The sequence below is a fragment of the Sphingobacterium sp. B29 genome (genome assembly GCF_001952815.1).
Taxonomy (GTDB): domain Bacteria; phylum Bacteroidota; class Bacteroidia; order Sphingobacteriales; family Sphingobacteriaceae; genus Sphingobacterium; species Sphingobacterium siyangense.
In genome coordinates this window covers 253,181-277,346 of sequence record NZ_CP019158.1, presented here as the reverse complement: position 1 = coordinate 277,346, position 24,166 = coordinate 253,181, and the positions used below count along the sequence as shown (strand labels likewise).

General features: G+C 37.5%; 24 protein-coding genes. 17 read left to right on the top strand and 7 right to left on the bottom strand.

From position 1 onward, the window contains the following. Nucleotides 1-17: 17 nt before the first annotated feature. From mnmG to apaG, 3 genes are all read right to left on the bottom strand, one after another. A complete protein-coding gene (gene mnmG, locus BV902_RS01235; protein WP_075990422.1) occupies nt 18-1,877 on the bottom strand; it encodes a tRNA uridine-5-carboxymethylaminomethyl(34) synthesis enzyme MnmG in 1,860 nt (619 codons plus the stop codon). Nucleotides 1,878-1,970: 93 nt separating this feature from the next. Then, nucleotides 1,971-3,836 (bottom strand): ABC-F family ATP-binding cassette domain-containing protein, encoded by a 1,866-nt coding sequence (locus BV902_RS01230; RefSeq protein WP_075990421.1) that lies wholly within the window; start codon nt 3,834-3,836, stop codon nt 1,971-1,973. Between the two features lie 348 nt (nt 3,837-4,184). Continuing rightward, nucleotides 4,185-4,571: a Co2+/Mg2+ efflux protein ApaG gene (gene apaG / locus BV902_RS01225; protein ID WP_046673176.1), complete on the bottom strand. Its 387-nt coding sequence runs from the start codon at nt 4,569-4,571 to the stop codon at nt 4,185-4,187. A 149-nt stretch (nt 4,572-4,720) separates the two neighbouring features. On the opposite strand from apaG, the gene BV902_RS01220 reads away from it, so the two are divergent. The 10 genes from BV902_RS01220 (at nt 4,721) to BV902_RS01175 (ending at nt 15,043) form a co-directional block, all read left to right on the top strand. Beyond that, nucleotides 4,721-5,431, top strand: a complete 711-nt coding sequence (locus BV902_RS01220; RefSeq protein ID WP_075990420.1) for an SAM-dependent methyltransferase — start codon at nt 4,721-4,723, stop codon at nt 5,429-5,431. Between the two features lie 213 nt (nt 5,432-5,644). Beyond that, nucleotides 5,645-6,400: an alpha/beta hydrolase gene (locus BV902_RS01215; RefSeq protein ID WP_075990419.1), complete on the top strand. Its 756-nt coding sequence runs from the start codon at nt 5,645-5,647 to the stop codon at nt 6,398-6,400. A gap of 22 nt (nt 6,401-6,422) precedes the next feature. Continuing rightward, on the top strand, nt 6,423-6,908 hold the full coding sequence (locus tag BV902_RS01210) for a hypothetical protein (protein ID WP_075990418.1): 486 nt from the start codon (nt 6,423-6,425) through the stop codon (nt 6,906-6,908). Beyond that, nucleotides 6,898-7,944, top strand: a complete 1,047-nt coding sequence (locus tag BV902_RS01205; RefSeq protein ID WP_335682254.1) for a Nif3-like dinuclear metal center hexameric protein — start codon at nt 6,898-6,900, stop codon at nt 7,942-7,944. The genes BV902_RS01210 and BV902_RS01205 overlap by 11 nt, the downstream gene beginning before the upstream one ends. A gap of 54 nt (nt 7,945-7,998) precedes the next feature. After that, complete coding sequence (locus BV902_RS01200) at nt 7,999-8,751, top strand: zinc ribbon domain-containing protein (RefSeq protein WP_046673181.1); 753 nt, start codon at nt 7,999-8,001, stop codon at nt 8,749-8,751. 142 nt (nt 8,752-8,893) lie between these two features. Beyond that, nucleotides 8,894-12,211 (top strand): S41 family peptidase, encoded by a 3,318-nt coding sequence (locus BV902_RS01195; protein WP_075990417.1) that lies wholly within the window; start codon nt 8,894-8,896, stop codon nt 12,209-12,211. Nucleotides 12,212-12,453: 242 nt separating this feature from the next. Beyond that, entirely contained in the window at nt 12,454-13,377 is a 924-nt protein-coding gene (locus BV902_RS01190) for a CPBP family intramembrane glutamic endopeptidase (protein WP_075990416.1), read from the top strand. After that, nucleotides 13,352-13,567 carry a putative signal transducing protein gene (locus BV902_RS01185; RefSeq protein ID WP_083663420.1) on the top strand — a complete coding sequence of 72 codons (216 nt, stop codon included), beginning with the start codon at nt 13,352-13,354 and terminating at the stop codon, nt 13,565-13,567. The genes BV902_RS01190 and BV902_RS01185 overlap by 26 nt, the downstream gene beginning before the upstream one ends. Next, a complete protein-coding gene (locus tag BV902_RS01180) occupies nt 13,564-14,364 on the top strand; it encodes a phosphatidate cytidylyltransferase (protein WP_075990415.1) in 801 nt (266 codons plus the stop codon). Before BV902_RS01185 ends, BV902_RS01180 begins: the two co-directional genes overlap by 4 nt. A 7-nt stretch (nt 14,365-14,371) precedes the next feature. Beyond that, the gene (locus tag BV902_RS01175; RefSeq protein WP_075990414.1) at nt 14,372-15,043 is read left to right on the top strand and encodes a DUF2461 domain-containing protein; all 672 of its coding nucleotides are present in this window, start codon (nt 14,372-14,374) and stop codon (nt 15,041-15,043) included. On the opposite strand, the gene BV902_RS01170 is transcribed toward BV902_RS01175, so the two are convergent. Continuing rightward, nucleotides 15,044-16,240: an anhydro-N-acetylmuramic acid kinase gene (locus BV902_RS01170; protein ID WP_075990413.1), complete on the bottom strand. Its 1,197-nt coding sequence runs from the start codon at nt 16,238-16,240 to the stop codon at nt 15,044-15,046. A 100-nt stretch (nt 16,241-16,340) separates the two neighbouring features. Between BV902_RS01170 and gcvH the strand changes: the two genes are divergently transcribed. Further along, on the top strand, nt 16,341-16,721 hold the full coding sequence (gene gcvH / locus BV902_RS01165) for a glycine cleavage system protein GcvH (protein ID WP_075990412.1): 381 nt from the start codon (nt 16,341-16,343) through the stop codon (nt 16,719-16,721). 60 nt (nt 16,722-16,781) lie between these two features. On the opposite strand, the gene BV902_RS01160 is transcribed toward gcvH, so the two are convergent. From BV902_RS01160 to mqnB, 3 genes are all read right to left on the bottom strand, one after another. Next, entirely contained in the window at nt 16,782-17,537 is a 756-nt protein-coding gene (locus BV902_RS01160) for a DUF6263 family protein (RefSeq protein WP_157625820.1), read from the bottom strand. A gap of 110 nt (nt 17,538-17,647) precedes the next feature. Further along, nucleotides 17,648-18,634 carry a pyruvate dehydrogenase complex E1 component subunit beta gene (locus BV902_RS01155; RefSeq protein WP_046673190.1) on the bottom strand — a complete coding sequence of 329 codons (987 nt, stop codon included), beginning with the start codon at nt 18,632-18,634 and terminating at the stop codon, nt 17,648-17,650. A gap of 123 nt (nt 18,635-18,757) precedes the next feature. Beyond that, nucleotides 18,758-19,399 carry a futalosine hydrolase gene (gene mqnB, locus BV902_RS01150; RefSeq protein ID WP_075990410.1) on the bottom strand — a complete coding sequence of 214 codons (642 nt, stop codon included), beginning with the start codon at nt 19,397-19,399 and terminating at the stop codon, nt 18,758-18,760. 592 nt (nt 19,400-19,991) lie between these two features. Here mqnB and BV902_RS01145 point away from each other — a divergent pair. The 6 genes from BV902_RS01145 to BV902_RS01120 all read left to right on the top strand — a co-directional run bounded on the left by BV902_RS01145 (nt 19,992) and on the right by BV902_RS01120 (nt 24,159). Continuing rightward, nucleotides 19,992-20,405, top strand: coding sequence for a 6-pyruvoyl trahydropterin synthase family protein (locus tag BV902_RS01145; RefSeq protein ID WP_070562714.1), 414 nt, complete (start codon nt 19,992-19,994; stop codon nt 20,403-20,405). A gap of 28 nt (nt 20,406-20,433) precedes the next feature. Continuing rightward, nucleotides 20,434-21,063 (top strand): GTP cyclohydrolase I FolE, encoded by a 630-nt coding sequence (folE, locus tag BV902_RS01140; protein ID WP_075990409.1) that lies wholly within the window; start codon nt 20,434-20,436, stop codon nt 21,061-21,063. Between the two features lie 241 nt (nt 21,064-21,304). Next, nucleotides 21,305-21,940, top strand: a complete 636-nt coding sequence (locus tag BV902_RS01135) for an O-methyltransferase (protein WP_075994564.1) — start codon at nt 21,305-21,307, stop codon at nt 21,938-21,940. 22 nt (nt 21,941-21,962) lie between these two features. After that, complete coding sequence (locus tag BV902_RS01130) at nt 21,963-22,487, top strand: glucosaminidase domain-containing protein (protein WP_046673195.1); 525 nt, start codon at nt 21,963-21,965, stop codon at nt 22,485-22,487. A 15-nt stretch (nt 22,488-22,502) separates the two neighbouring features. Beyond that, entirely contained in the window at nt 22,503-23,336 is an 834-nt protein-coding gene (locus tag BV902_RS01125; RefSeq protein ID WP_075990408.1) for a glucosaminidase domain-containing protein, read from the top strand. Between the two features lie 70 nt (nt 23,337-23,406). Then, nucleotides 23,407-24,159, top strand: a complete 753-nt coding sequence (locus BV902_RS01120; protein ID WP_220801722.1) for a hypothetical protein — start codon at nt 23,407-23,409, stop codon at nt 24,157-24,159. Nucleotides 24,160-24,166: the final 7 nt, after the last annotated feature.

The following is a 24,166-nucleotide window of genomic DNA, read 5'->3' as shown; positions in this document are numbered from 1 at the left end:
ATTTGTATATCAGTTATTTAGCTCATATGTACCATCAATACTGTGATATCAGAGGGTGAGACACCCGAGATTCTTGAAGCTTGCCCCAATGTACGTGGTTTAACCTTTGACAGCTTTTGTCTTGCCTCAATGGATAATGACGTTAGCAAGCTGTAGTCGAAGTCAGGGTTTATTTCTCTATCTTCCATCTTCTTCATACGATTAACTATTTCCATTTCTTTATCGAAATAGCTTTCATATTTGAGATTGATCTCTGCTTGTTCGACGGTGTCGTTATCAAATTGGGATACATAGTGTGCAAAGCCTTCATCTCCTTTCAGAATATCTTGGATACCAACTTGTGGTCTCGCAAGTACATTACTCAACCTTGTTTTCTGAGGAAGAGCGCTCGAGCCAACTTCTGCTAACACTGCATTCATCTTTTCGACATTGGTTGAATTTTGTTTTAGATACTCAATTATTTTAGTTGAGTTATCAATTTTGTCTTGCACTTTTTTGAGCCTTTCTTCTCCTACTAATCCCAATTTGTAAGCTAATGGGGTTAGGCGAATATCAGCATTGTCCTGGCGCAAAAGTAGACGATGTTCTGCTCTTGATGTAAACATACGGTACGGCTCTTCAGTTCCTTTTGTTACGAGATCATCGACCAATACACCTATATAAGATTCGGATCGTTTTAGAATAAGTTCCTTATCATCGTTGATGCGTTGATGCGCATTTATCCCGGCTAGGAAACCTTGAGCGGCGGCCTCTTCATAACCAGTAGTCCCATTGATTTGTCCTGCAAAAAATAGATGTTTCACCAATTGGGTTTCTAGGGTTAGATCCAATTGCATTGGTGGAAAGTAGTCGTATTCTATGGCATAACCTGGTCGGTACATCTTTGCATTTTCAAAACCAGGGATTAATTGCAGAGCTTTTAATTGTACATCTTCCGGCAATGAAGTCGAGAATCCATTGACATAGATTTCTACTGTTTTAAAACCTTCGGGCTCAACGAATATCTGATGTCTTTCACGCTCGGCAAAACGATTTATTTTATCTTCTATAGAAGGGCAATAACGGGGACCCAATCCTTTGATACGTCCCGTAAACATAGGTGATTTTTCAAACCCAGTACGAAGCATTTCGTGAACTTTATCGTTTGTGTAGGTAATCCAACAACAGCGTTGTTCTATAGGTATTTCTACATCTTTATAAGAAAACCGCCCTCTTTTTACGTCGCCCCACTGTTCTTCCATTAATGCATAGTTGAGGCTTCTCCCATCTATGCGTGGTGGAGTCCCTGTCTTCATTCTTCCTGATTCGAAACCGAGGGAAACAAGTTGTTCGGTTAAACCTGTGGCTGCCTTCTCTCCTGTTCTACCACCTCCAAATTTTTTATCGCCAATGTGAATTACACCATTTAGAAAAGTTCCATTGGTCAGTACCACGGCGTCCGATTCTATTTCTATTCCCATCGCAGTGATGACACCGCAAGCTTTTCCATTTTTGACGATAACTTCTTTTACGGTATCTTGCCACATATCTAAATTTGGAAGAGACTCCAATTGTAATCTCCATTCTTCAGCAAAACGCATTCGGTCATTTTGCGTGCGTGGGCTCCACATAGCAGGACCTTTCGAAAGATTGAGCATTCGGAATTGAATGGTTGATTTATCTGCTATGATACCCGTATACCCGCCCATAGCGTCAATTTCTCTTACAATTTGTCCTTTTGCTACACCACCGATAGCGGGGTTGCAACTCATTTGGGCTATTACTCCCATATTCATTGTGATGAGTAAAGTGGACGAGCCTAAGTTAGCTGCCGCCGCCGCTGCCTCACATCCGGCATGCCCCGCACCAACGACAATTACATTATATTTTTTAAACATTGTTCTATTCTTGTTCCACGTGAAACGTGGTGTTTTTATTTCTTTGTAAATTTACGTTTTCTTTGTGTTCCACGTGAAACCTCTGGTGAAATTTTACATAAAATCAGCAAGATATAACCATCTTTCGGATTTGTCGTCTATCTGTTTTTGGATAGATTGAATTTCTTCCGCTAAGGAAGAAAGTTTTAGATGATCTGTTACCTGGTTTAGTTCCTCCGTTTTTAACGCTACTTGTGTTTCCAGTTTCTCGATTTCTTCTTCTAGTTTGTTATATTCCAATTGTTCCTTGTACGAGAGTTTTTTCTTTTCCTCTTTTACAATTGGCTTTACCTGTTCTTGGCTTATCCTTTTTTGTTTTTCCTTTTCTAATTTTTGAATTTCTTCCTGTTCAAGTTTAAAGTCGGCATAATTTCCATTGTATATCTGCACGATCCCCTTTCCTTCAAAAATGAAAAGTTGATCCGTTAATTTATCTAATAGATACCTGTCGTGTGATACTAATATGAGTACTCCTTTGTAGTTGTCAAGAAAATCTTCCAGTACGTTTAATGTATCAATGTCCAAATCATTGGATGGTTCATCCAGGATTAGAAAATTTGGATTCTTCATTAAAACACGCATTAATTGAAGTCTTTTTTTCTCCCCTCCACTTAATTTGTTAACGAAACCAAATTGTTTTTCAGGAGGAAATAAAAAGTGGGTTAGCAGCTGTGAAGCCGTGATTACTTCCCCATTTGCCATTTCAATATAGTCTGCTATATTTTTTACAACATCTAGTACTCGATCGTTTTCATTTACTTCCAATCCTCCCTGTTTATAGTAGCCATATACTGTGGTTTCCCCTACCGCTATAGACCCTGTGTCAGGTTTTTCTTCTCCCGTGATTAAATTAAGAAAGGTTGATTTTCCAGTACCATTTTTTCCAGCTAGACCAATACGATCACCTTTTTTAAAGGTGTATGAAAAATCATGTATGATTTCTTTTGCTCCATAACGTTTGGCAACATGTTCTAGTTCGAGAATTTTTGAGCCCTGTCGGCTTACTTTTACACTGAGTTGTACCGAGTCGTTTCCTTTAATTGCTTTAGATTTTTCTTCCAAGTCATAGTATGCTTCAATACGCGATTTGGATTTGGTACCACGTGCCTGTGGTTGACGACGCATCCACTCCAATTCACGGCGAAGTAGATTTCTGCTTTTCTCAACCATAACCGCATCAATAGTTTCGCGTTCGGACTTCTTTTCTAGAAAATAAGAATAGTTACCTTTATAGGTAAAGAGATTGCCCCTATCCAGCTCTCGAATCTCAGTACAGATATTATCCAAGAAGTAGCGATCGTGCGTTACTAAAAGAACGGTTTTGCTACCTGTTGTTAGTAGTTTTTCAAGCCATTCAATAGTCTCTATATCCAAATGGTTGGTGGGTTCATCTAATATATAAATATCCGGCTCGTCTATCAAAAGCTTGGCTAGTGCAAGGCGTTTTCGTTGGCCTCCTGATAGACTTTTGATGTCTTGATGGAAATCCATAATATTTAAACGATTAAGAATCGTCTTAATATTATGCTCATACTCCCAGGCATTCAATGAACTTATTTTTTCTGTAAGATCTTCTAATTTTTTCTGATCGATATCAGTCTCCAATAGCAGCTCCTCGTACTCTCGAATAAGACGTTGTTGATCGTTGTCTGTACTATAAATAAAATCATTGATTGATTTTAATCCTGTGAAATCAGGATCCTGTTCTAAGAAACCAATTTTTATACCTTTTTCTTTTACAACTTTTCCTGAGGTTGGTAAGATTCGCTCTGCTAAAATGGCGAGTAAGGTTGATTTACCTGTGCCATTGATTCCGACCAAGGCCACACGGTCACCCTTTTGGAGACCAAAATGTAAATCTTTAAAAAGCCATCGATCATGGAAGGAATGGCTTACTTGTTCTGTAGCTAAAATACTCACGTTATATCACCCTAAATTATATTCAGTCAATTTACACGTCAAAACACGACCAAGAGGTTTCTACCCTTGGTTGCGCATACTGTGTTGATAATCAGTGTTTTAATAATTTATTGCTGATTATCATTTATTTATATATTGAATCAATAATCGTTTTGATTGCTGACTAATTTAATCTATCGGGTGGCATACGATCAAATGCTAGCATTTGCCATCGGGTAAAATAATAATACCCCGAGGTTAGCTTGTTCATTTGGAATGCTCGCAAAAATAAAGAAATAGTTTCTTATTCGATGCGAAAAAAGCTTCGTTATTTGATTAATTGGCAATAATGATACTGCCTTGATAAAATTAATTCAATGCGTAATCAGCTATCAGATTGAAACGTGGTATTTCAACTTGAAAGCTGCCGTTGTCCAGTGTTCGGATCATATTGTAATATCCTTCCATGAATCCGAATTCGCTATTGAGATTGCAACCTGAGGTATACTGATGAGTCTGGCCAGGTTCTATAATAGGTTGTTCGCCTACTACCCCTTCTCCAGATACCTCCCTATAGTCTCCTTTTGCGTCAAAGATTTTCCAATAGCGACTTATCAATTGAACCGTGTAATCGCTGAGATTTTCTATGCTGATATGATAAGCAAACATGAAATGTTCACGGTCCGGATTCGAATACTCTGATTGATAGATGGTTTCAACCGAGATTTTTACGCCTTCTGTAATTTGTGTGATCATTTGAATGATGTTTATTGTTGCAATGAATATTTACGCTAAAATACTAATAATGAGTTTAAAAATCGAAATTATAATCATTTTAAAAGGTTAAATAATGCTAAGTTTAAAATTAGTATAGCCAAATGGACCTTAATTAGTAGGTTTGTATTATGGCAAATGGTATCTTATATTTAATTCCTGTTCCATTGAGTGATGACGCAGCTTTCCAATCGTTTACTGCATATTTAGTGGAAACAATCAATTCATTGGACGAGTATATTGTAGAAAATGAAAAAACGGCTCGTAAGTTTTTAAAACTTGCAGGTTTAAAGATTCCGCAGAGCGAACTAAAAATTCATGATTATGGAAAACATGCGCGGGATAAGGGAAATATAAACGACTTTTTTGGCGGCTTGAAACAGGGCAAAAATGTTGGTTTAATGTCTGAAGCAGGATGTCCTGGTGTTGCTGACCCCGGAGCTTCTATTGTAGCACGGGCACATCAATTGGGTATTAAAGTAGTTCCTCTTGTTGGACCAAGCTCTATTTTACTAGCGCTTATGGCTTCTGGATTTAGCGGTCAGAAATTTGCTTTTCATGGGTATTTACCTATCGATAAAATTGATCGAGCTAAGGAAGTTAAAAATCTCGAACAACAATCAGCACGCGAAAAGCAGACTCAGATTTTTATCGAAACTCCATTTAGAAATAATCAGCTTTTGGCTGATCTACTAAAAATATGTAAACCTTCCAGCTTACTCTGTGTTGCGTCAAATGTAACTGCGGCCGATGAAAATATCCAAAGTTTGACGGTTGCTGAGTGGAGAAAACGATCGTATGATTATCATAAAAAGCCTACTATTTTTTTACTTTATGCATGATGTTTTTATAGCTCCCCCCTACCCTATCTTCATTGATGAGGCTTAGTTGAGCAGCTAAAAGCTGTTTTTAGCAGATTGAATTATGTTTTAACAAAGTAAGTGAGTGGTCACATTTAGTTTTAAATAAAATGTAAACTGGCTTATCAATACAGTTTCTGAATAGTTTCTGAATAGTTTTTGTTAAGTGTCGAGAATGATTAAATATATAAAACCATGAATCACTGTAGATTACTATTTATTATATTTTTCTTTTCATTAGTTGGATTCGGTAAAGATGTTTCTGCGCAGTCTTCTACGTATGTGATCGTCCATGGAGCTTGGGGTGGAGCTTGGCAGTTTAAAAATACTGCTGTTGAGTTAGCGAAGAAGGGAAATGAGGTTTACCGCCCTACACTAACAGGCTTGGGTGAGCGTTATCATTTAGCAGATACTTCTATTCGATTGCAAACTCACGTTAATGATGTTGTAAATACGATTCTGTTTGAAGATCTTCATGATATTATACTGGTGGGACATAGTTATGGTGGTATGGTAATTACGGCTGTGGCCGACAGTCTTCCGGATAGAATACGTAAATTGGTTTACTTGGATGCTATACTTCCGGAGGATCAACAATCGGTAATAAACTTAATGGGGAAATCTACTGCAGCAAATGGACTGCTAAGATTAGAAAAGGATGGTTATATTTTTCCTTTCTGGGTGAAGGACGTTAAGAAGCTTCCTAGAGATGTCCCCCACCCGCTAAAAACAATGACAGATAAGATTATCTTAAAAAATCCGAAACGACTTAAGATCCCAGGTACATACATTTTGACTTATATGGATGGTACAGCAATTGAGGAGGACGATTTTTACCCATTTTATAAGAAAGCTAAAACCATGGGTTTTAAAACAATCGAATTTGTTGGAGATCATAATCCACAAATAAAAAGGTTGAAAGAATTAGTAGATTTGTTGGAACAGGAATAATAAATAAGCAATAAATAGTTCAATGACGCAAGAGGAATTAATAAAAGAGTTAAGTAAGCCTGAAGTAATTTATACCGCTATGGGTATTGTGGCTATACGTATTATTGTATGGCTTTTATTTGCAAATACAATTCGAAAGACCTTAAAATTGGTCGCCAAAGAAAATAGATTAATGACGCCTAACCAATCCTGGTTAGCTGCCATTCCGCTGGTTAATATTTATTGGAATTTTCAGGTTGCATCGCGTCTAAGGGATTCTTTGATCAATGAATTTTATGATCGGAAAATAGCTGTGGAAGAAAACCCTACGTTTAGGAAAGGATCGCTATATGCATGGATTTACTTGGCCACAAATATTCCACTCCCACTTTCCATTTCCGGTGTACCGATCATTATGCATTTTGTGACCTTGGCTAATTATTGGTTTGAAATTAACGCGAATAGAAGAATTTTGGAAGAACATAATAAATTTAGAGAAAAGGAGGTAATTGTAGACCATGAAAATTAAAGAAGTCATTGATTATTTGGAGCAATTGGCTCCTTTAGATTTGCAGGAGTCTTATGATAATGCTGGGCTTATTGTGGGCGACGCCAATAGAGAGATTACAAAAGTGCTCATTTCTTTGGACTGCACAGAAGCTGTTGTAAAAGAGGCCATTGATAAAGGATGTAATTTAATTATTTCGCATCATCCTATTGTTTTTAAGGGCCTAAAAAAATTTAATGGAAAAAATTATGTGGAGCGTACGGTTATTAAAGCAATTGAACATAAAGTTGCATTATATGCCATTCATACAAATCTCGACAATGTTACCGGTGGAGTGAACACGAAAATTGCCGATAAATTGGGATTAGAAAATCAGGCTATACTGGAATCTAAAACAGATGTATTGCGAAAAATGGTCGTTTTTGTACCAAGGAGTCATGTTGAAGATGTCCGACAGGCATTGTTTGATGCGGGTGCAGGTAAAATCGGAAAACACTATGATCAATGTAGTTTTAATACGGCAGGTTATGGTAGTTTTAGACCTTTAAAAGGGGCCGATCCTACCATTGGGGAGATTGATGTTCAAGAGCGTGTAGAGGAAACACGAATTGAGGTTATCTACCTGAAATCTAATGAAAGGAAGTTACTTTTAGCACTCTATGAAGCTCATCCCTATGAGGAAGTAGCTTATGATTTGTTTGATATTCAAAATACGGCCACTGAAATTGGTGCTGGAATGATTGGAAATTTGGCTGAACCAATGGCTGAATTGGAATTTTTAGCTTATCTTAAGGACAAACTGAGGTTGAATGTCATTCGTCATACAGCCTTATTAGATAAAAAAGTTAGTCGTGTAGCTGTCTGTGGTGGCTCGGGTGGATTTTTACTTGGTGCAGCCAAACGTTCTGGCGCTGATTTTTTTGTTACAGCAGACTATAAATATCATGAATTTTTTGATGCTGAAGGTGAAATAGTGATTGCAGATACGGGACATTTTGAGAGCGAACAATTTACGCAAGAATTATTGTACGACATTATTACGAAAAAAATTTCCTAACTTTGCAACCTTAACAACAGAAATAGATACAAATCCTATAAAATACTACAGTTGATGGAACAAACCGTAGAACAAAAATTGAAAGCATTATGGCTTTTACAAGCCATACATACTAAAATAGACAAGATTCGCCAAGTTCGTGGTGAATTGCCTATGGAAGTTGCAGATCTTGAAGATGAGATTGCGGGTTTAGAAACTCGTATTGAGAAGATCAGAATAGACTTAGACGATTTAGAAGATTCGATCGTTAAGCGTAAAAACATGATTAAGGATGCCCAAGCTGCTATCAAAAAATATGAGTCGCAGTTAAATGAGGTAAAAAATAATCGTGAATACGACGCTATTTCGAAAGAAATCGAAATTCAAGGTCTTGAGATTCAGGTTTGTGAAAAAAGAATTAAAGAAGCAGAATTCGAAATTCGCAACAAGACAGAAAACTACGATACTACTGTAGGTAATCTTGAGTATAGCAAAAACGAGCTTGAGGGAAAAAAGAAAGAATTGGAAACAATTACTTCTGAAACTCAAAAGGAAGAAGATGCATTATTGGCTAAAGCTGCTGAGGCTGAAGCTAATATCGAAGAACGTTTGGTAAAGGTATATTACCGTTTACGTAACTCGTTCAAAAACGGACTTGCTGTTGTGTCGATTGATCGCGATAGCTGTTCAGGATGTCATAATAAGATTCCTGCTCAAATGCAATCAGAAATACGTCAACGTAAGAAAATCATCATTTGTGAGCACTGTGGTCGCGTTTTGGTCGATGAAGGAATTGTGTTAGAAATCGAACAAGAATACGGTTTCTAATCTTCAATAGCTAAAGAAAAGTCCTGCTGAAAGCGGGACTTTTTTTTTGTCATATTTTTTATGCAACTTTGTGGATATACTAACTAGGTCCACTTTACAAAAGTGTAGTTTTGTGTGTGGTAAATTTAACCTTTAAACGTTTATGAATAAAACTCATTTCAAGTTATTTGCTGCCTTTTTGCTCGGGACATCCTTTCTGCAAACAAAAGCGCAAGAAACCCTATTACTTCGAAACCCAAGTATCAGCGCCAATAATATCGCTTTTGTCTATGGTGGAGACATTTGGATTGCCGACAAAAACGGAGCAAATCCGAGACGCCTTACAACAAATCCAGGGGTGGAACAGAATCCAATGTTTTCTCCAGACGGCAAGAAAGTAGCATTCACAGGCAATTATGACGGAAATACAGACGTATATGTAATCCCTGTAACGGGTGGAGAGCCAAAACGTATCACTTATCATCCCTCGTCCGATGTATTGCGCGGATGGCTCAATAATGATGAAGTATATTATACTACATCTCGTGATTTCACCTATGCTTTAAGTCCACGATTATACAGTTCCAATATTCAAATGTCGGGAATGGACAAGGCGCTCATTATGCCTGAGGCTACTCAAGGAAGCCCTTCTGCCGATGGTCGTTATTGGGCTTACATCAAGAATACTGATCCTACTGAAAGAGATCGAGTAGCCTTTAAGCGTTACCGGGGTGGTGGTATGCCAACCATTTGGATCTTTGACACCAAAACAAAAGAAATCGAGACTATTCCGAATGTTAAAAGTAATGATGTTAAGCCATTATGGTTGGGAACGAAGGTTTATTTCCTATCTGACCGCGATAAAATTGTCAATATTTTTAGCTACGACACCAAAACTAAAAAGGTTGAAAAACTAACAGATTTCAAAGATTATGATGTACGTTCCTTGAATGGGAATGGTAACGACTTGATTTTTGAATATGCTGGAGTATTGAATACACTGAATCTAAACGGAAATAAAATTACTCCTTTGCACATCACTGTGAATACAGATGTTATGTACAAAAGACCTTATTATAAAGATATCAAGGACGATATACGTTATGCTACATTATCTCCTACGGGGCAGCGAGCGTTATTTGAAGCACGTGGGGAGATCTTTACCGTACCAAAGGAAAAAGGAGAAGCTCGAAATTTATCTAATTCACCAGGTTCACATGAACGTTTTCCAGATTGGTCTCCTAACGGTAAATGGGTCTCCTATATTTCAGATAAAAATGGATCTTATCAGTTGGTATTGATGGATCAGTTCGGAAAAGATCAGCCCTTATACTTTAATTTAGGGGAAACCAATTTCTATTTTGAACCCACTTGGTCGCCAGATTCAAAGAAGCTTTTTTACAATGATGCGCATCTTAATCTGTATTATATTGATATTGCTTCCAAGGCTGTTGTCAAAGTTGCCGATGACAAATTAAGTGGTCAGACCGGGCGTGTATCCAATCATTTCCAACCAAGTTGGTCTCCAGATTCAAAATGGATATCCTTTATACGTACACTGGAAAACGGGGCGCCTGCTGTGTTCATGTATAACTTAGATACAAAGAAAACTCAGCAAATTACGGATGGTATGAGTTCTGCCCGCAGTACTGCATTTTCGCAAGATGGTAAATATTTATTTTTCACGGCGAGTACAAATACAGGTTTAACAAATTCTGGTTTACATATGTCCGCTGTACAGCGTAATGTAGATTATGCAGTCTATGCTTTTATCCTGTCGAGCAAAACACCATCATTCTTTAAAAACGATAGTGATGATGAGCAAATCCGTGAAGATAAACCTGATAAAAAGGAAGAGGGAGAGAATAATAAAAAGGAACGTGTAAAAGAGAATGATAAAAAAGCTCCTAAAAAGGATAAGAAGGAAGAGTCAGTTGCAAGCAAGCCGGTTGACAAATCTATTCAGGTAGACTTCGATCGTATAGAGAATCGAATTGTTGCCCTCCCTTTGCCAGCCGGTCCTTACTGGAATTTAAATGGTTTGGTTCCAAATCAATTGACTTATCAACGTGGTGGAACAATCGGTGCCTATGATTTTAAGGATCTTGAAAATAAAACTTTAGTGGAGAATGCACGTAGTTTTGTTATTAGTGCCGATGGTAAAAAGATGTTATATCAAACGGGAAATGGCTTCAATATTGTAACAGCTGGGCAAAAAGTAGCCTCTCCTACTGCTGGCGAAGTTAAGCTAGGTGGAATTCAGCAATTGGTGGATCCCGCAGCCGAATGGAAACAAGTATTCAATGAAGTTTGGTCGATGCAAAAAGACTATTTCTATGTAGAAAATATGCATGGTGCTGACTGGAAAGCGATGAAAACCAAATATGAAAAATTCTTACCTTTTGTAAACCATCGTTCTGATCTTGGTTATTTATTGAACGAAATGATGGGAGAAATGGTCGTGGGACACAATTATATCTATCCAGGAGATCAACCTTCCACGCCATCCGTTTCAGTTGGTGTGCTGGGAGCAGATTATACGCTAAAGAATGGTTATTATCAGATCGTCAAATTATTTACGCGTCTTGAATGGAATCCATCGTTCAAAGCCCCATTGGCTGAACCGGGATTAAACATAAAAGAAGGAGACTATATTGTTGCTGTTAATGGTACTGAACTGACTGAGGATAAGGATATCTATAGTTTATTTGACAATACTGTTGGTAAACAAGTGACGTTGAAGGTCAATTCAAAACCTTCTTTGGTTGGCGCACGTGAAGTAATCGTTAAACCGATCTCGTTTAGTGATGAAATGAACTTGCGTAACATGGAATGGGTCGAAAGGAACCGTAAAAAAGTAAATGAATTGAGCAATGGGCAAATAGCCTATGTGTACATGCCGAATACCGGTCCTGAAGGGTATACCTATTTCAATCGGTATTACTTCGCTCAGATGGATAAAAAGGCTCTTCTAATGGACGAAAGAAACAACGGTGGTGGCTGGGTTGCCGATTATGTGATCGACCTTTTATCTCGCGACTTAATCGCTGGCTGGGGAATTCGTGATGGAAAAGGATTTACAACTCCGGGAAATGGTATTTATGGACCAAAAGCCATGATTATTAATGAAAATGCAGGCTCAGGTGGCGATATGATGCCTTATATGTTCCGTTTTAAAGGACTTGGCAAATTGGTCGGTCGTACAACAATGGGGATTTTGGTTGGCATAAGTGGTTATCCTCCTTTGTTGGATGGAGGCCGTATTACTTCTCCAAACTTCGGTGTTTATGACCTTAAAGGAAATTGGATTATCGAAAATGAAGGGGTCGCTCCTGATGTATTTATCGAACAATTACCAAAAGATCTTTTGGAAGGCCGAGATCCACAGCTTGAAAGAACGGTGAAAATATTGTTGGAAGAAATGAAAACATATCCGTATAAAAATCTGCAGAAACCGGCAGATCCAATTCGAGTGAATTAGGATAATCTATATTAAAAAAAGGCTTTGGATTTTTCCAAAGCCTTTTTTTTTGATCATATATGCTGTGTCAAATGTATTCATATTCGTGATGATCGAATACCTCTGTTGGAGTTTTTCCTGTATTTGGATGATATCGCGCGTTGCCATTCGGCTAGTACAAACTAGACGGCAGAATTTGATTGAATGCGACAATTTTAATAAATCTTGCTTTTATTGCTATCTTTAACTGATATTTAATAGCTATGTTTCCTGAACAAACACCCCATCCGTTTCAATCTTTGTTACGATTGATCTTAATGGTTATCGGTTTTACCATTCTTTCGCAGATTATTGCTATTCTGATTATTGCAAGTTATTATACATACACTAGGCAGGTCTTCTCATTGGAATCCTTAATGAATGGATCGGCCAATGAGATGCGCTTTATGTTGTTAATGAGCAGCTTGGGATCTTTTGTTGTACCAGCTTATCTGATGAATACACGCGAAGGATATGGCATTACTTATTTTAAACTGAAAAAATGGCCTAGTGGAATGCAATTTGGCTATATATTTTTGGCAATGCTTTCTTTTATGCCTTTGATGAGTCTGATCGGTCACTGGAATGAATCCTTGCAATTACCCGACAATATGCAATCGTTGCAGCGTTGGATGGAGCGTAGCGAAAAGGAATCGGGTGATTTAATCAAGGGCATCATTATGGAGTCGAGTATATCCGGCTTTTTGTACAATATTGTTGTACTCGCCTTAATTCCGGCCATAGGTGAAGAATTGCTTTTTCGTGGTATTTTGCAAAAAATAATAGGAAGATGGTTGAGCAATCAGCATGTGGTTATATGGCTCGTTGCTATTATCTTCAGTGCGATACACCTGCAATTTTTTGGTTTTGTTCCCCGCATGTTATTGGGCGCTTTTTTTGGCTATCTTTATGTATGGAGCAAGAACATCATATTGCCCATATTTGGGCACTTTGTTAATAATGCCGGAGCCACAATTGGAGCATTTTATTACGTAAGACAGGGAAAGAGTTATGATGAACTCAATGCATTTGAGTTACAATCTTGGTGGATATATCTTGTAGCCTTCATTTTTACTCTTATTTTTGTATTCTTATTTTATCGATCAACGCAAAAAGAAAACAATGGAGAACGATTGGAAAAAAATTAAAACATATACAAATGCTATTCAAGCCGAGATAGTCAAACAAATGTTGGAAGAGAATGGTATTCCGGCTGTCGCGTTGAATAAACAAGATTCTTCTTATCTGTTTGGAAAAATTGAACTTTATGTCAGCGAAGGATCTATCGAAGCAGCCGAAAGGTTAATTGAGGAATCGGAAGGGGATTTTAGTTTATGAAAACAAGGGCAATAACCGGAGTAATCTTTGTGGCTGTTATGATAGCGGCTACTCTTTTGGGAGCTTATGTTTATTCCATCTTTTTTACCCTGCTAAGTACATGGTGTCTTTATGAATTCTATGGAATAGTTTCATCCGAAGAACGTGCCCCAAATAAAGTGATTGGTATCGCTCTGGCCTTGGTACTGTTTGTTTTGGGATCCTTAATTTCGATGGATCTGCTTGCGGTAAAATTTTTAGCACTGATTATTCCGTTTATAAGTGCGACTTATATTATTTCACTTTTTCAGAAGAGAGCTTTTCCTTTTAATGATATTGCCTATACTTTTTTGGGAATAGCTTATGTTACATTACCTTTTTTCCTATTTTCCAAATTAGGGTTTATGCAAAGTGCTTTTAACTATGTGCTGCCCTTAGGTTTTTTGATCTTATTGTGGACAAACGATACAGGGGCATATCTCGCTGGACGAAGCTTCGGGAAACGTAAATTATTCGAACGTATTTCGCCAAAGAAAACATGGGAGGGTTTTTTCGGTGGATTGATTTTGGCAATTGTTGCTGCAGTGAATCTAGAGAAGTATTTTGGTTATCTACCGCTCTGGCAATGGGTAAGTATAGCGGCAATTATTAGTATTGTTGGAACATTGGGCGATTTGGTGGAGTCGATGTTAAAGCGTAGTTTGCACGTGAAAGATTCCGGAAATATATTGCCCGGACATGGTGGTTTTTTAGATAGATTTGACGGATTGTTACTAGCGGCACCTATGGTCTATGTTTTCTTAATTTTAATCAATTGATTGTATTATGAGTTACATTCAAAAATCTACATTTGATTTTTTAACGGAATTGAAAGCCAATAATTCTCGGGAATGGTTTGCCGATAACAGAGCTAAATATGAAGCTGCATTGGTCGATGTGAGAAATTTTTTGACAGATTTAATTGCCGCTTTGAGCGAGTTTGACCCTAAAATCAATACTTCCATACAAGCAAGTAAATGTTTGTTTCGGATTTACCGTGATACACGCTTTTCAAATGATAAAACACCTTATAAAAGTTGGTTTGGGGCAGGAATTTCAGTTGATGGAAGAAAGTTGCAGGGACCAGAGTACTATATTCATATTGGAGCAGAAAATTCATTTATTGCCTGTGGGTATTGGCGTCCAGAAAAGCAACATTTAGAGGCAATAAGACAAGAAATTGATTACAGCGGTAATAAATTGGATGAAATTTTAAAAACAGTATTGACAGGCGGTAATATTGCACTTTTCAAAGAAGATTTACTGAAGCGTGCCCCTGCGGGCTATAGTGAGGATAATCCTTTTATTGACTTTATCAAATTGAAAAGTTTTGTGTTGGATAGATCTTTAACTATTAAGGATTTATCTGCAAAAAATGCGTTAGATAATATCGTGGCTTCCTATAAAAGTATGCTTCCTTTTAAAGAGTTTTTACAAGAAGCCATCGATACGGACTAATTATTCCGGTAAGCTGATTTTGCCCATGCAGACAGCGGGCGAATCTTTAATTTGCGCTACATTGGATTTGTTGCCTACCAAAGTTTCATTTGCTAACAAAGCAAATAGGACGGCCTCTTTTGCATCTGGATTGATACCTAATGTTGCAAAGCTTTCAACTTTACAGGTAGGTAAGCTCCTTTTGATGTAATCAAACAGCAATGGATTGTGCAGTCCACCACCACTTATATATACAGCCACATCAGATAGTCCTTCTGACTGCTTTCGGATGCCGTTGACCATCGCAAGAGCCGCAAAGCGATTGAGGGTCGCCATGACGTTTTCATGTGGAATATGAGTTGTTTTCGAACGCTCTTGCGCCTTTTCGAGATAAGCGAGATTAAATAGTTCGGGCCCGGTGGTTTTTGGAAAGGGCAGTGTTAGAAATTCTTCTGTTAATAATTGATTTAATAGCGCATCATTTACTTCTCCCTTTTTGGCCATATAGGCATCTCTATCCATCTCCTGATTAAAATTAGCCTTCATGTATTGGTTCATCATTGTATTGCCTGGACCGAGATCTGTTGCATAGGCTTTCAATTTTGTTTGATGGCTTGGGATAAATGTGAAATTAGAAATACCGCCAATATTCAGTAAGAATCGATTCTCTGTCGCATGCGAGAAAAGTAGATAGTCGCCATACGCCGCCAAAGGTGCCCCTTCCCCTCCCGCAGCAACATGTTTCTGTCTAAAGTCAGACAGGGTTATGATGCCGGTATTTACGGCAATATGATCTCCATCGCCGATCTGTAAGGTACTATTGGGCCAGTTGCGGTCTTTGGTCAATGATTGGGGAGCATGGTATACGGTTTGCCCATGGCTGGCTATACAATCAATCTCGCAGCTTGGTATATTCCATTGTTGTAATGCTGTATTGATTAATTTGGCATGTGTGACTCCAATATAAGCATTGAGTCCCGAAAATAACTGTTGGTCGATATTTCGTTTTGCAAAGACTTCACGTACTCGTGCTCTAAAATCATCCTCATAATCCATTGTGGTAAAATTCTCTAGCTGTATTTTCGTTGTTTTACCTGCATTTTCTATGCGGCATACTGCGATATCAAGACCATCCAGAGAAGTTCCGGACATCAGGCCAATAATACGACGTTCTTTCTTTTGTGAAATTTGGTAAAGTCTTTCGATTTGAGGATTCATAGCTTAAAAATAAACACAAAAATGTTATGATGAATATCATTTTTGACAATTAAAGATATTTTGTAACTTCACGGCATTAAAAATCAAAAAATTAAATACAATGAATTTTCCAGCAGAATTGAAATACACCAAAGATCACGAATGGATTCGTGTTGAAGGTGATGAAGCAGTTGTAGGGATTACCGATTTCGCTCAACGTGAATTGGGTGACATCGTTTTTGTTGACATAAACACTGTAGGTGAGGAAGTTGCCGCTAATGAAGTTTTCGGTACAATTGAAGCTGTAAAAACAGTTTCTGATCTATTTTTACCTGTATCAGCTACGATTTTATCGGTTAATGAAGCTATTGATGCATCTCCTGAATTGGTCAATTCTGATCCTTATGGTGAAGGTTGGATTGTTCGTATTAAATTGAACAATGTTGCTGATGTAGATGCTTTGTTATCTGCTGATCAATACAAAGAAGAGATCAACGCATAAATTTGATATATAACAAAAAAAATAGGGGCCTATTGGCCCCTATTTTTTTGTTATAGTCATTTATTGACTTTTTAATGTGGTCTTTATTTTTGCTTCAGGCATATCCACGGCACTTGTCATTTCTGTTATCTTGGTAAGGCAGGTTTTTTTATCCAAGACATAGAACCCCTGTACGTTGCCTACCTGATTTGCATCCGGGCCGAACATTTTTCCTTCAACATTTACTTTATAGCCTAGCTCATTTGCTTCTATTAAAGTCATTGTGCTCTCCACCGAAATGCCTGAATCATCAGATTCCGTTTTGGATGTCCATGAGTCACCGATTTTAACAGGCTGTTCAGGTAATACTGTACTTATATTTTCGAACATACTTTTATCAAACGGCATGTTAATACCCTCAGGTAACTTGATGTCAGAAGATTTGCCAAGTTGATCAACATTAAAGCTAATGCTATTTTCTAGCAATTTGCCTAAAGTAGCATGCATCTGTTTGGAAAACTCATTGGCTTCGGGGTTTTTCGAGTCGTAGGACATGTCCATTCCCGCCATATTCATTTTCATGTTTATTCCGGTATATTTAAGGTCAAACGCGAAGATATTGTCTTTTTTCGTTGTATTGGTGATATCAAAGCCCATATTAAGGTCTGTAACCATTTTTTGGCCAGCAGCGTCAATATCCATTGTCATCACAAGGTTTTGCGATATTTTTTTCCCTGAATCGGGATTTACACGTAGTGTGTATTTCTTTTGTGCGGAAGCAGATATCACTAGAAATACAAATACGGCCATCAAAGAGGCAATTCTTAATTTTTTCATATATGGAATTTTAATTTTTTTAATAAGCAACAATCGGCCAGCTTAAATATAAAAAAAATCCCTTTTACAGGGTAAAAGGGATTTTAATTTTTTTAAGAATGTAATTCGTATTACTTCTTGATATAAGATACTTCTTTCACAGCTTTAACAACTTTCTCAACGCTAGGTAAAGCAGCTTCGATCAATGTTGGAGCATAAGGAAGAGGTACGTCTGCACAATTTACGCGGATAACAGGGGCATCTAAATAATCAAATGCGTTACGTTGTACATTGAATGCTAAATCCGTAGAAATAGACGCCAATGGCCATGCTTCTTCCACGATTACCAAACGGTTTGTTTTCTTAACAGACGCGATGATTGTAGGGTAATCGATAGGACGTACCGAACGCAAGTCAATTAATTCAACGCTGATACCTTCTTTTTTCAATTCTTCAACTGCAGGAATGACAACGCGAGGAAGCATTTTACCAAAAGATACAACAGTTACATCTGTACCTTCTTGGATAATATTAGCTTTTCCGATTTCTAAGTAATACTCTTCTTCAGGAACTTGTCCTTTATCACCATACATTACCTCAGATTCCATGAAGATAACAGGATCTGGATCGATAATAGCTGATTTCAATAAACCTTTAGCTTCATATGGGTTCGAAGGAACCACAACTTTTAAACCTGGTGTATTTGCAAACCAGTTCTCAAAGTTTTGAGAGTGTTGTGCTGCAAGCTGACCCGCATTTCCTGTAGGACCACGGAAGACCATCGGAATAGAGAACTGTCCACCACTCATCGAGTGAATTTTAGCTGCAGCATTGATTACTTGGTCAATTGCAACAAGTGAGAAGTTGAATGTCATGAATTCAACAATTGGCTTCAAACCATTCATTGCAGCACCAACAGCAATACCAGCAAAACCAAGTTCCGCAATAGGTGTATCAATGATACGCTTTGCACCGAATTCATCAAGCATACCCTGACTTACTTTGTAAGCTCCGTTATACTCAGCAACTTCTTCTCCTAATAAAAATATTTTGTCGTCTTTACGCATTTCTTCGTTCATTGCTTCACGAAGTGCTTCTCTGAATTGTATTTCTCTCATCAGTTGTAAAATAGTGTCAATTTTTAGATTACAAATCTACTATTTAAAATTGATATTTTGAAGATTTGAACCCGCTAATTCTATAGTTTTATGTCATTTTTTAATAAGTAAATGACTTTTGTATTAAATTTTTGAATATAAGTTGTTCAGATATTCCAATGTTTTTATAAGTGCCTTATTACTATTCATTATCGCTAACGGAATGTTCCACGTGGCACGGTTCCTTCTTTCCACGTAATTTGAAATACCGCGAATCTCAATCACGGGAATTGTCATTTTATCGGCTGCATAGAAAACCGCAGCTCCTTCCATACTTTCAACAAGGCTATTGGGATGCAGTTTTTTAATTTTTTCGATACTTTCTGTGCTACCATGGACTTTGTTTACGGTAATTCCTTCCCCCTGTTTTAGAAAAGGAAGCCTAAGCTCCTTGTCATTCAGTAAACACGAGGTAAATGTAGACCTCCCATAGCCCAATTGATCTATTGGAATAAAATTATGACCGTCTTCCGCACCTAGTTCAACAAACGACTCTGAAACGACCTGAATAACCGAGCCTATTTCAATCGTACGATCCAAACATCCTCCTATCCCGACATTAATAAGGAGATCATATTTTTTTTCGTGAAGCATTCTTCCCAGCTCAAATGCTGTGGCAACCATGCCTACACCAGTTACTAGGGTATCGCATTGATCGTAATTTGATACCACTTCCAGAAAAGGCTGCAATTCAAATGAAGTAGCCGCAATAATTAATATTTGCATGACGAGCTCGTTTTGGATTGAAAATTACAAATTATCTTGCAAGCGCATCTCTTTTTAACATAAAAATATCATGCTTGCAATGAGTCCTGCTTAGAAACCCGAGCTTGATGTTAATAGGGCTAACTGTTTTTTTGATATGATCTCCTCTTTTATAATCCTGTACGAACTGTTTAGTTTTTGTCCTGATGTTATTGGAAACAATGCTAATCGATCGATATAATCGCTTGAATTAGTTTAGATTTTATATACTCTTAGTTTAGGGTTTAGTTAGGGGTACTTTAGGTAAAAGCTATATAAAACCTAAACTAACCCTAACTAAACCCTAAGTAAACCCTAACTAAAAGTAGAAGAAAATTGGCCTTAAAAATCAGCATTCGTTGTCGTTCTTTTTAAACAGGGAGTATTTACACTCTGCTACAAAATTTTATATCAAATCATTCTTGAAAGCGGGTTATGAATAAGGATAAAGTGCTTAGATTTTTGTCTGTTTGTTCAACAAAAGAGAAAGCACTTCATTATATTACTATATTCTGACGGCATTCCTTAAATTGAGATGTTTTAATTGCACTTAAAGCCTTATCTTTGTATTATTATGGTATTTATAACTCGTCGTGAACGTTTCTGTGCTGCGCACAAGCTCTATCGTGAAGACTGGAGTAAGGAGCAGAATGAACAGGTATTTGGTCTTTGCTCCAATCCAAATTGGCATGGACATAATTATGATCTTTATGTAACAGTTAAAGGAAAAGTCAATCCGGAAACTGGTTTTTTAATAGATTTAAAGATCATGAAAGAAATAATCAATCGTAGTATCATTGACAAAGTCGATCACCGTAATTTCAATTTAGATGTTGATTTTATGAAAGGAGTCATGGCTTCTACGGAGAATATCGCAATCGAAATATTTAAGATCTTAAAACCGTTATTTGATGAACAGGGTGTGATCTTGCATAGTGTCCGTTTGCATGAAACAGAAAATAATTACGTCGAATATTTTGGCGATTAATCTTTAATACATTTAAATAGTAGAAACTATGAGTCAACACTCATTTGACAACGAAGAGTTGGATGGATATATTAAGATCGACAAATACAATACTGAAAAGGTAGATCGCATCGCTGCTCATTATACAGATATATTGGAATGTCTGGGGGAAAATCCAAAACGCGAAGGTTTAGTGAAAACACCAGAACGTGTTGCAAAGGCATTGCAATTTTTGACACATGGCTATGATATCGATGCTGCGGAGGTATTACGTGGTGCTATGTTTGAGGAAGACTATAGTCAAATGGTCGTCGTTAAGGATATTGAAGTATATTCTCTTTGTGAGCACCATATGTTACCTTTCTTTGGCAAAGCCCATATCGCGTATATTCCAAATGGCCATATTGTAGGTTTAAGCAAGATACCACGTGTCGTTGATATTTTTGCGCGTCGTCTGCAGGTTCAGGAACGTCTCACCAATGAGATCAGAGATTGTATTCAAGAAACTTTAGGCGCTCGTGGAGTAGCTGTGGTTATGGAATGCAAGCACATGTGTATGGCGATGCGTGGAGTTCAGAAACAGAATTCTGTAACGACTACTTCTGCATTTACTGGAGCATTCCAAAATGATGTCACAAGATCCGAATTTTTACGCTTGATCACTGCTGATCTTGCTTAATATATTTGTTGTTTAATAATAAAAAAAGTCCCCCTAAAAGATCATCTTTTAGGGGGACTTTTTTTTGATGAAATTTGGAAACAAAATAGAAAATCAAAAAATGGCAATATGGCTTTTTTATGCATCTGACGCGATTTCCGAAAAATGCTCTTTACAAAAGGATAATTGTATTTAGCTGGTATTCAGCTTTTTGTAAAAAAAAGTTTTTATCATAAAAATGTTTTTTGGTACCTTTGTGGTTATGGAAATTGTTGCCGACGATTTAGAGTCCTATTTGGAACATACTACAGACGAGGAAAATTCGTTACTGAAAAGGGTAAATCGGGAGACATATTTGAAGGAAACAATGCCCCATATGTTATCTGGACACTACCAGGGAAGAGTTCTTTCTTTATTGAGTAAATTGGTTGCTCCGAAACGTATCTTGGAGATAGGAACGTTTACGGGATACGCAACGTTGTGTCTCGCAGAAGGGCTGCAGGAAGATGGGATATTACATACTATCGATATCAATGCAGAGCAACAAGAACGCGTCCAAGGTTATTTTGATGAATCGGCATTTGCTGATAAAATCAACTATCATATTGGAGATGCAGCGGTAATACTACCTACATTAGATGAAACATTTGATTTGGTATTTATCGACGCGGACAAAAAGAGAAATTTATATTATTTCGAAACGATAATAAATCAAGTTCCGTCTGGGGGACTTATTTTGATTGACAATGTCTTATGGAAAGGTAAGGTGTTAGATTCAAAACCAGACAACCAAACAAAGCAGATCATTGATTTGAATGCACGTTTAGCTCAGGACAAGCGCGTAGAAAAGGTAATATTACCGATTCGAGACGGACTTTTTGCCTTACGCAAGAAGTAATTTGTGAACTAAAACATTCTTCATGAATTTAAAACAATTAAAAAGCTTTGTACTGTTACTAGCTTTGGGAACTTTTGGATTAACAAAAGTTTCAGCTCAAAGTAATGCGGCATATGTCGATAAGTACAGTCCAATAGCAAAAGAAATGATGGAGGAACACGGTGTTCCAGCATCGGTTATCTTAGCCATCGCTATGCATGAAAGCGGAAATGGTGGTAGCAGGGTAGCAAAAAATTTGAATAACCATTTTGGTGTCAAAGGAAAAAACAACAGTACCGTTATTCGGTCAGCTTACAAAGGTTATCGGTCTGTAATGGACTCGTATGATGATTTTGTAGGAATAGTAAAAAGAAAAAAGACTACTCAGAGTCTTTTTGAAAAACATCCTGGTGAAAAATACGAAGCTTGGGTAAAAGCGATTGCTCGTTCGGGTTACTCCACGAGTAAAGGTTGGACAGCAAAAGTACTCGCTACTATTAGACAATATCATTTGGATATGTTTGATAATGATGCTAAGCAAAATAGATTCTCGTCAACAAAAAAATAAGCGCGACATTATTGCATGAAGAAGTTTTTTTATGGCATGTTTGTATTCATGATGTTGATTACATCATGTTCAAGCCGGAGAGGCACAATATCCTCCTCTAAATCTGGCTCCAATTCAAAAACTTCTTCATCCTCTTCTGTGGGACGACCGACCATGGCTGGCAACGACTATATTGCTCATTACAAAGATGTGGCCGTTGCAGAAATGAATAAATATGGTATTCCTGCGAGTATTAAACTTGCTCAGGCTTTACTGGAATCCGGTAATGGTAACAGTTATCTTGCGCGTGAGGCTAATAATCATTTCGGTATTAAATGTGGCGGAGTTTGGAAAGGAAAATCCGTGACTCGTCCCGATGATAATATCAATGACTGCTTTCGTGTTTATGAAAATCCCGAACAATCTTTTCGGGATCACTCAGAGTTTCTGTTACGACCGCGATATGCGGCACTCTTTAAGTTGGATAAGAACGACTATAAAGGCTGGGCCAAAGGCTTGAAAGCGGCTGGATACGCCACCAATCCGCGTTATCCTGAATTGCTGATCGAAATGATCGAAAGATATCATCTTGATCAATACGATCGCGGTGAATCGCCACGTGAAAAGGTTGTACGTGAAGAGACTGTTCAGGTCGAGATCGTGCAGAATGTACAAGAAACACCTCCTACCGTCGTAAAGACAGAAGAAATCAAGAGCCCGATAGCTATGCGTATTCATGAGGTTAAAGCTCAGGATACGTTATATTCGCTCAGTAAGCTGTACAATGTATCCGTTGATCAGATCAAATCCCTAAACGGTCTTACCGATGATGCGCTATCTTTAGGGCAGCTATTGGTTATATCTAAATAGTTACGCTTTAAAAGATGTTAAATATTTCGCTTTTGTACAGCGATATAGTAGTTTTACGAAAGTGATACTATTGCGATATATTTTTCTACTTATTGCCCTTGTGGGCTTTACTTCTCCACTTTTTTGCCAAGATAAAAAAGTAGAGGGTATCGTTTTTGATAAAAATACCAAACAACGTATTGGAAATGTAAAGCTGGCCAACTTACGTACTGGGGAGGTCAATTATAATACTATCAAAGGAGAATTTGTCTTTAATGCACAACTAGGAGATCATATTGTTGCGATATGTAAAGGCTATTTTTCAGATACTCTTCAGGTGGATAACCGTGGATTGTTGCTGTTTCATTTGGTACGTGAATCGTTTTATATTGATGAGGTTCAAGTTTTTGCACGCAAGACGCCAGAAGAAATTCTGAAAAAAGCAAAAGAGGATTATGAGAAAGCGTATCGTCTTGCGGGTTATGGAGACGTATTTTCTGTTGGCCCAAATGGGGCTGGATTAAGCATCAATTCAATTTATAGTTTATTTAGCAAGGAGGCTAAAAGAGCACGTCGACTAACTAAAACCATTGAAAACGATTATAAGGAAAATGTGATCGATTACAAATTTACGAAAGAGCTTATCAGTAAGATTACAGGATTAAATAGTGAAGAAGCTGAACGATTTAGAAGGATATTTAGACCTTCCTATTTCTTTATTCTCTCAGCGAGTGATTATGAATTGGTGAATTATATCAAAGATTGTTATTCACGGTATCAATTGAACCCTTCGCAATATTTTATTGAGCCTTTTCCAACAATTAATTATAAATTAGTACCGTAAACAAAAA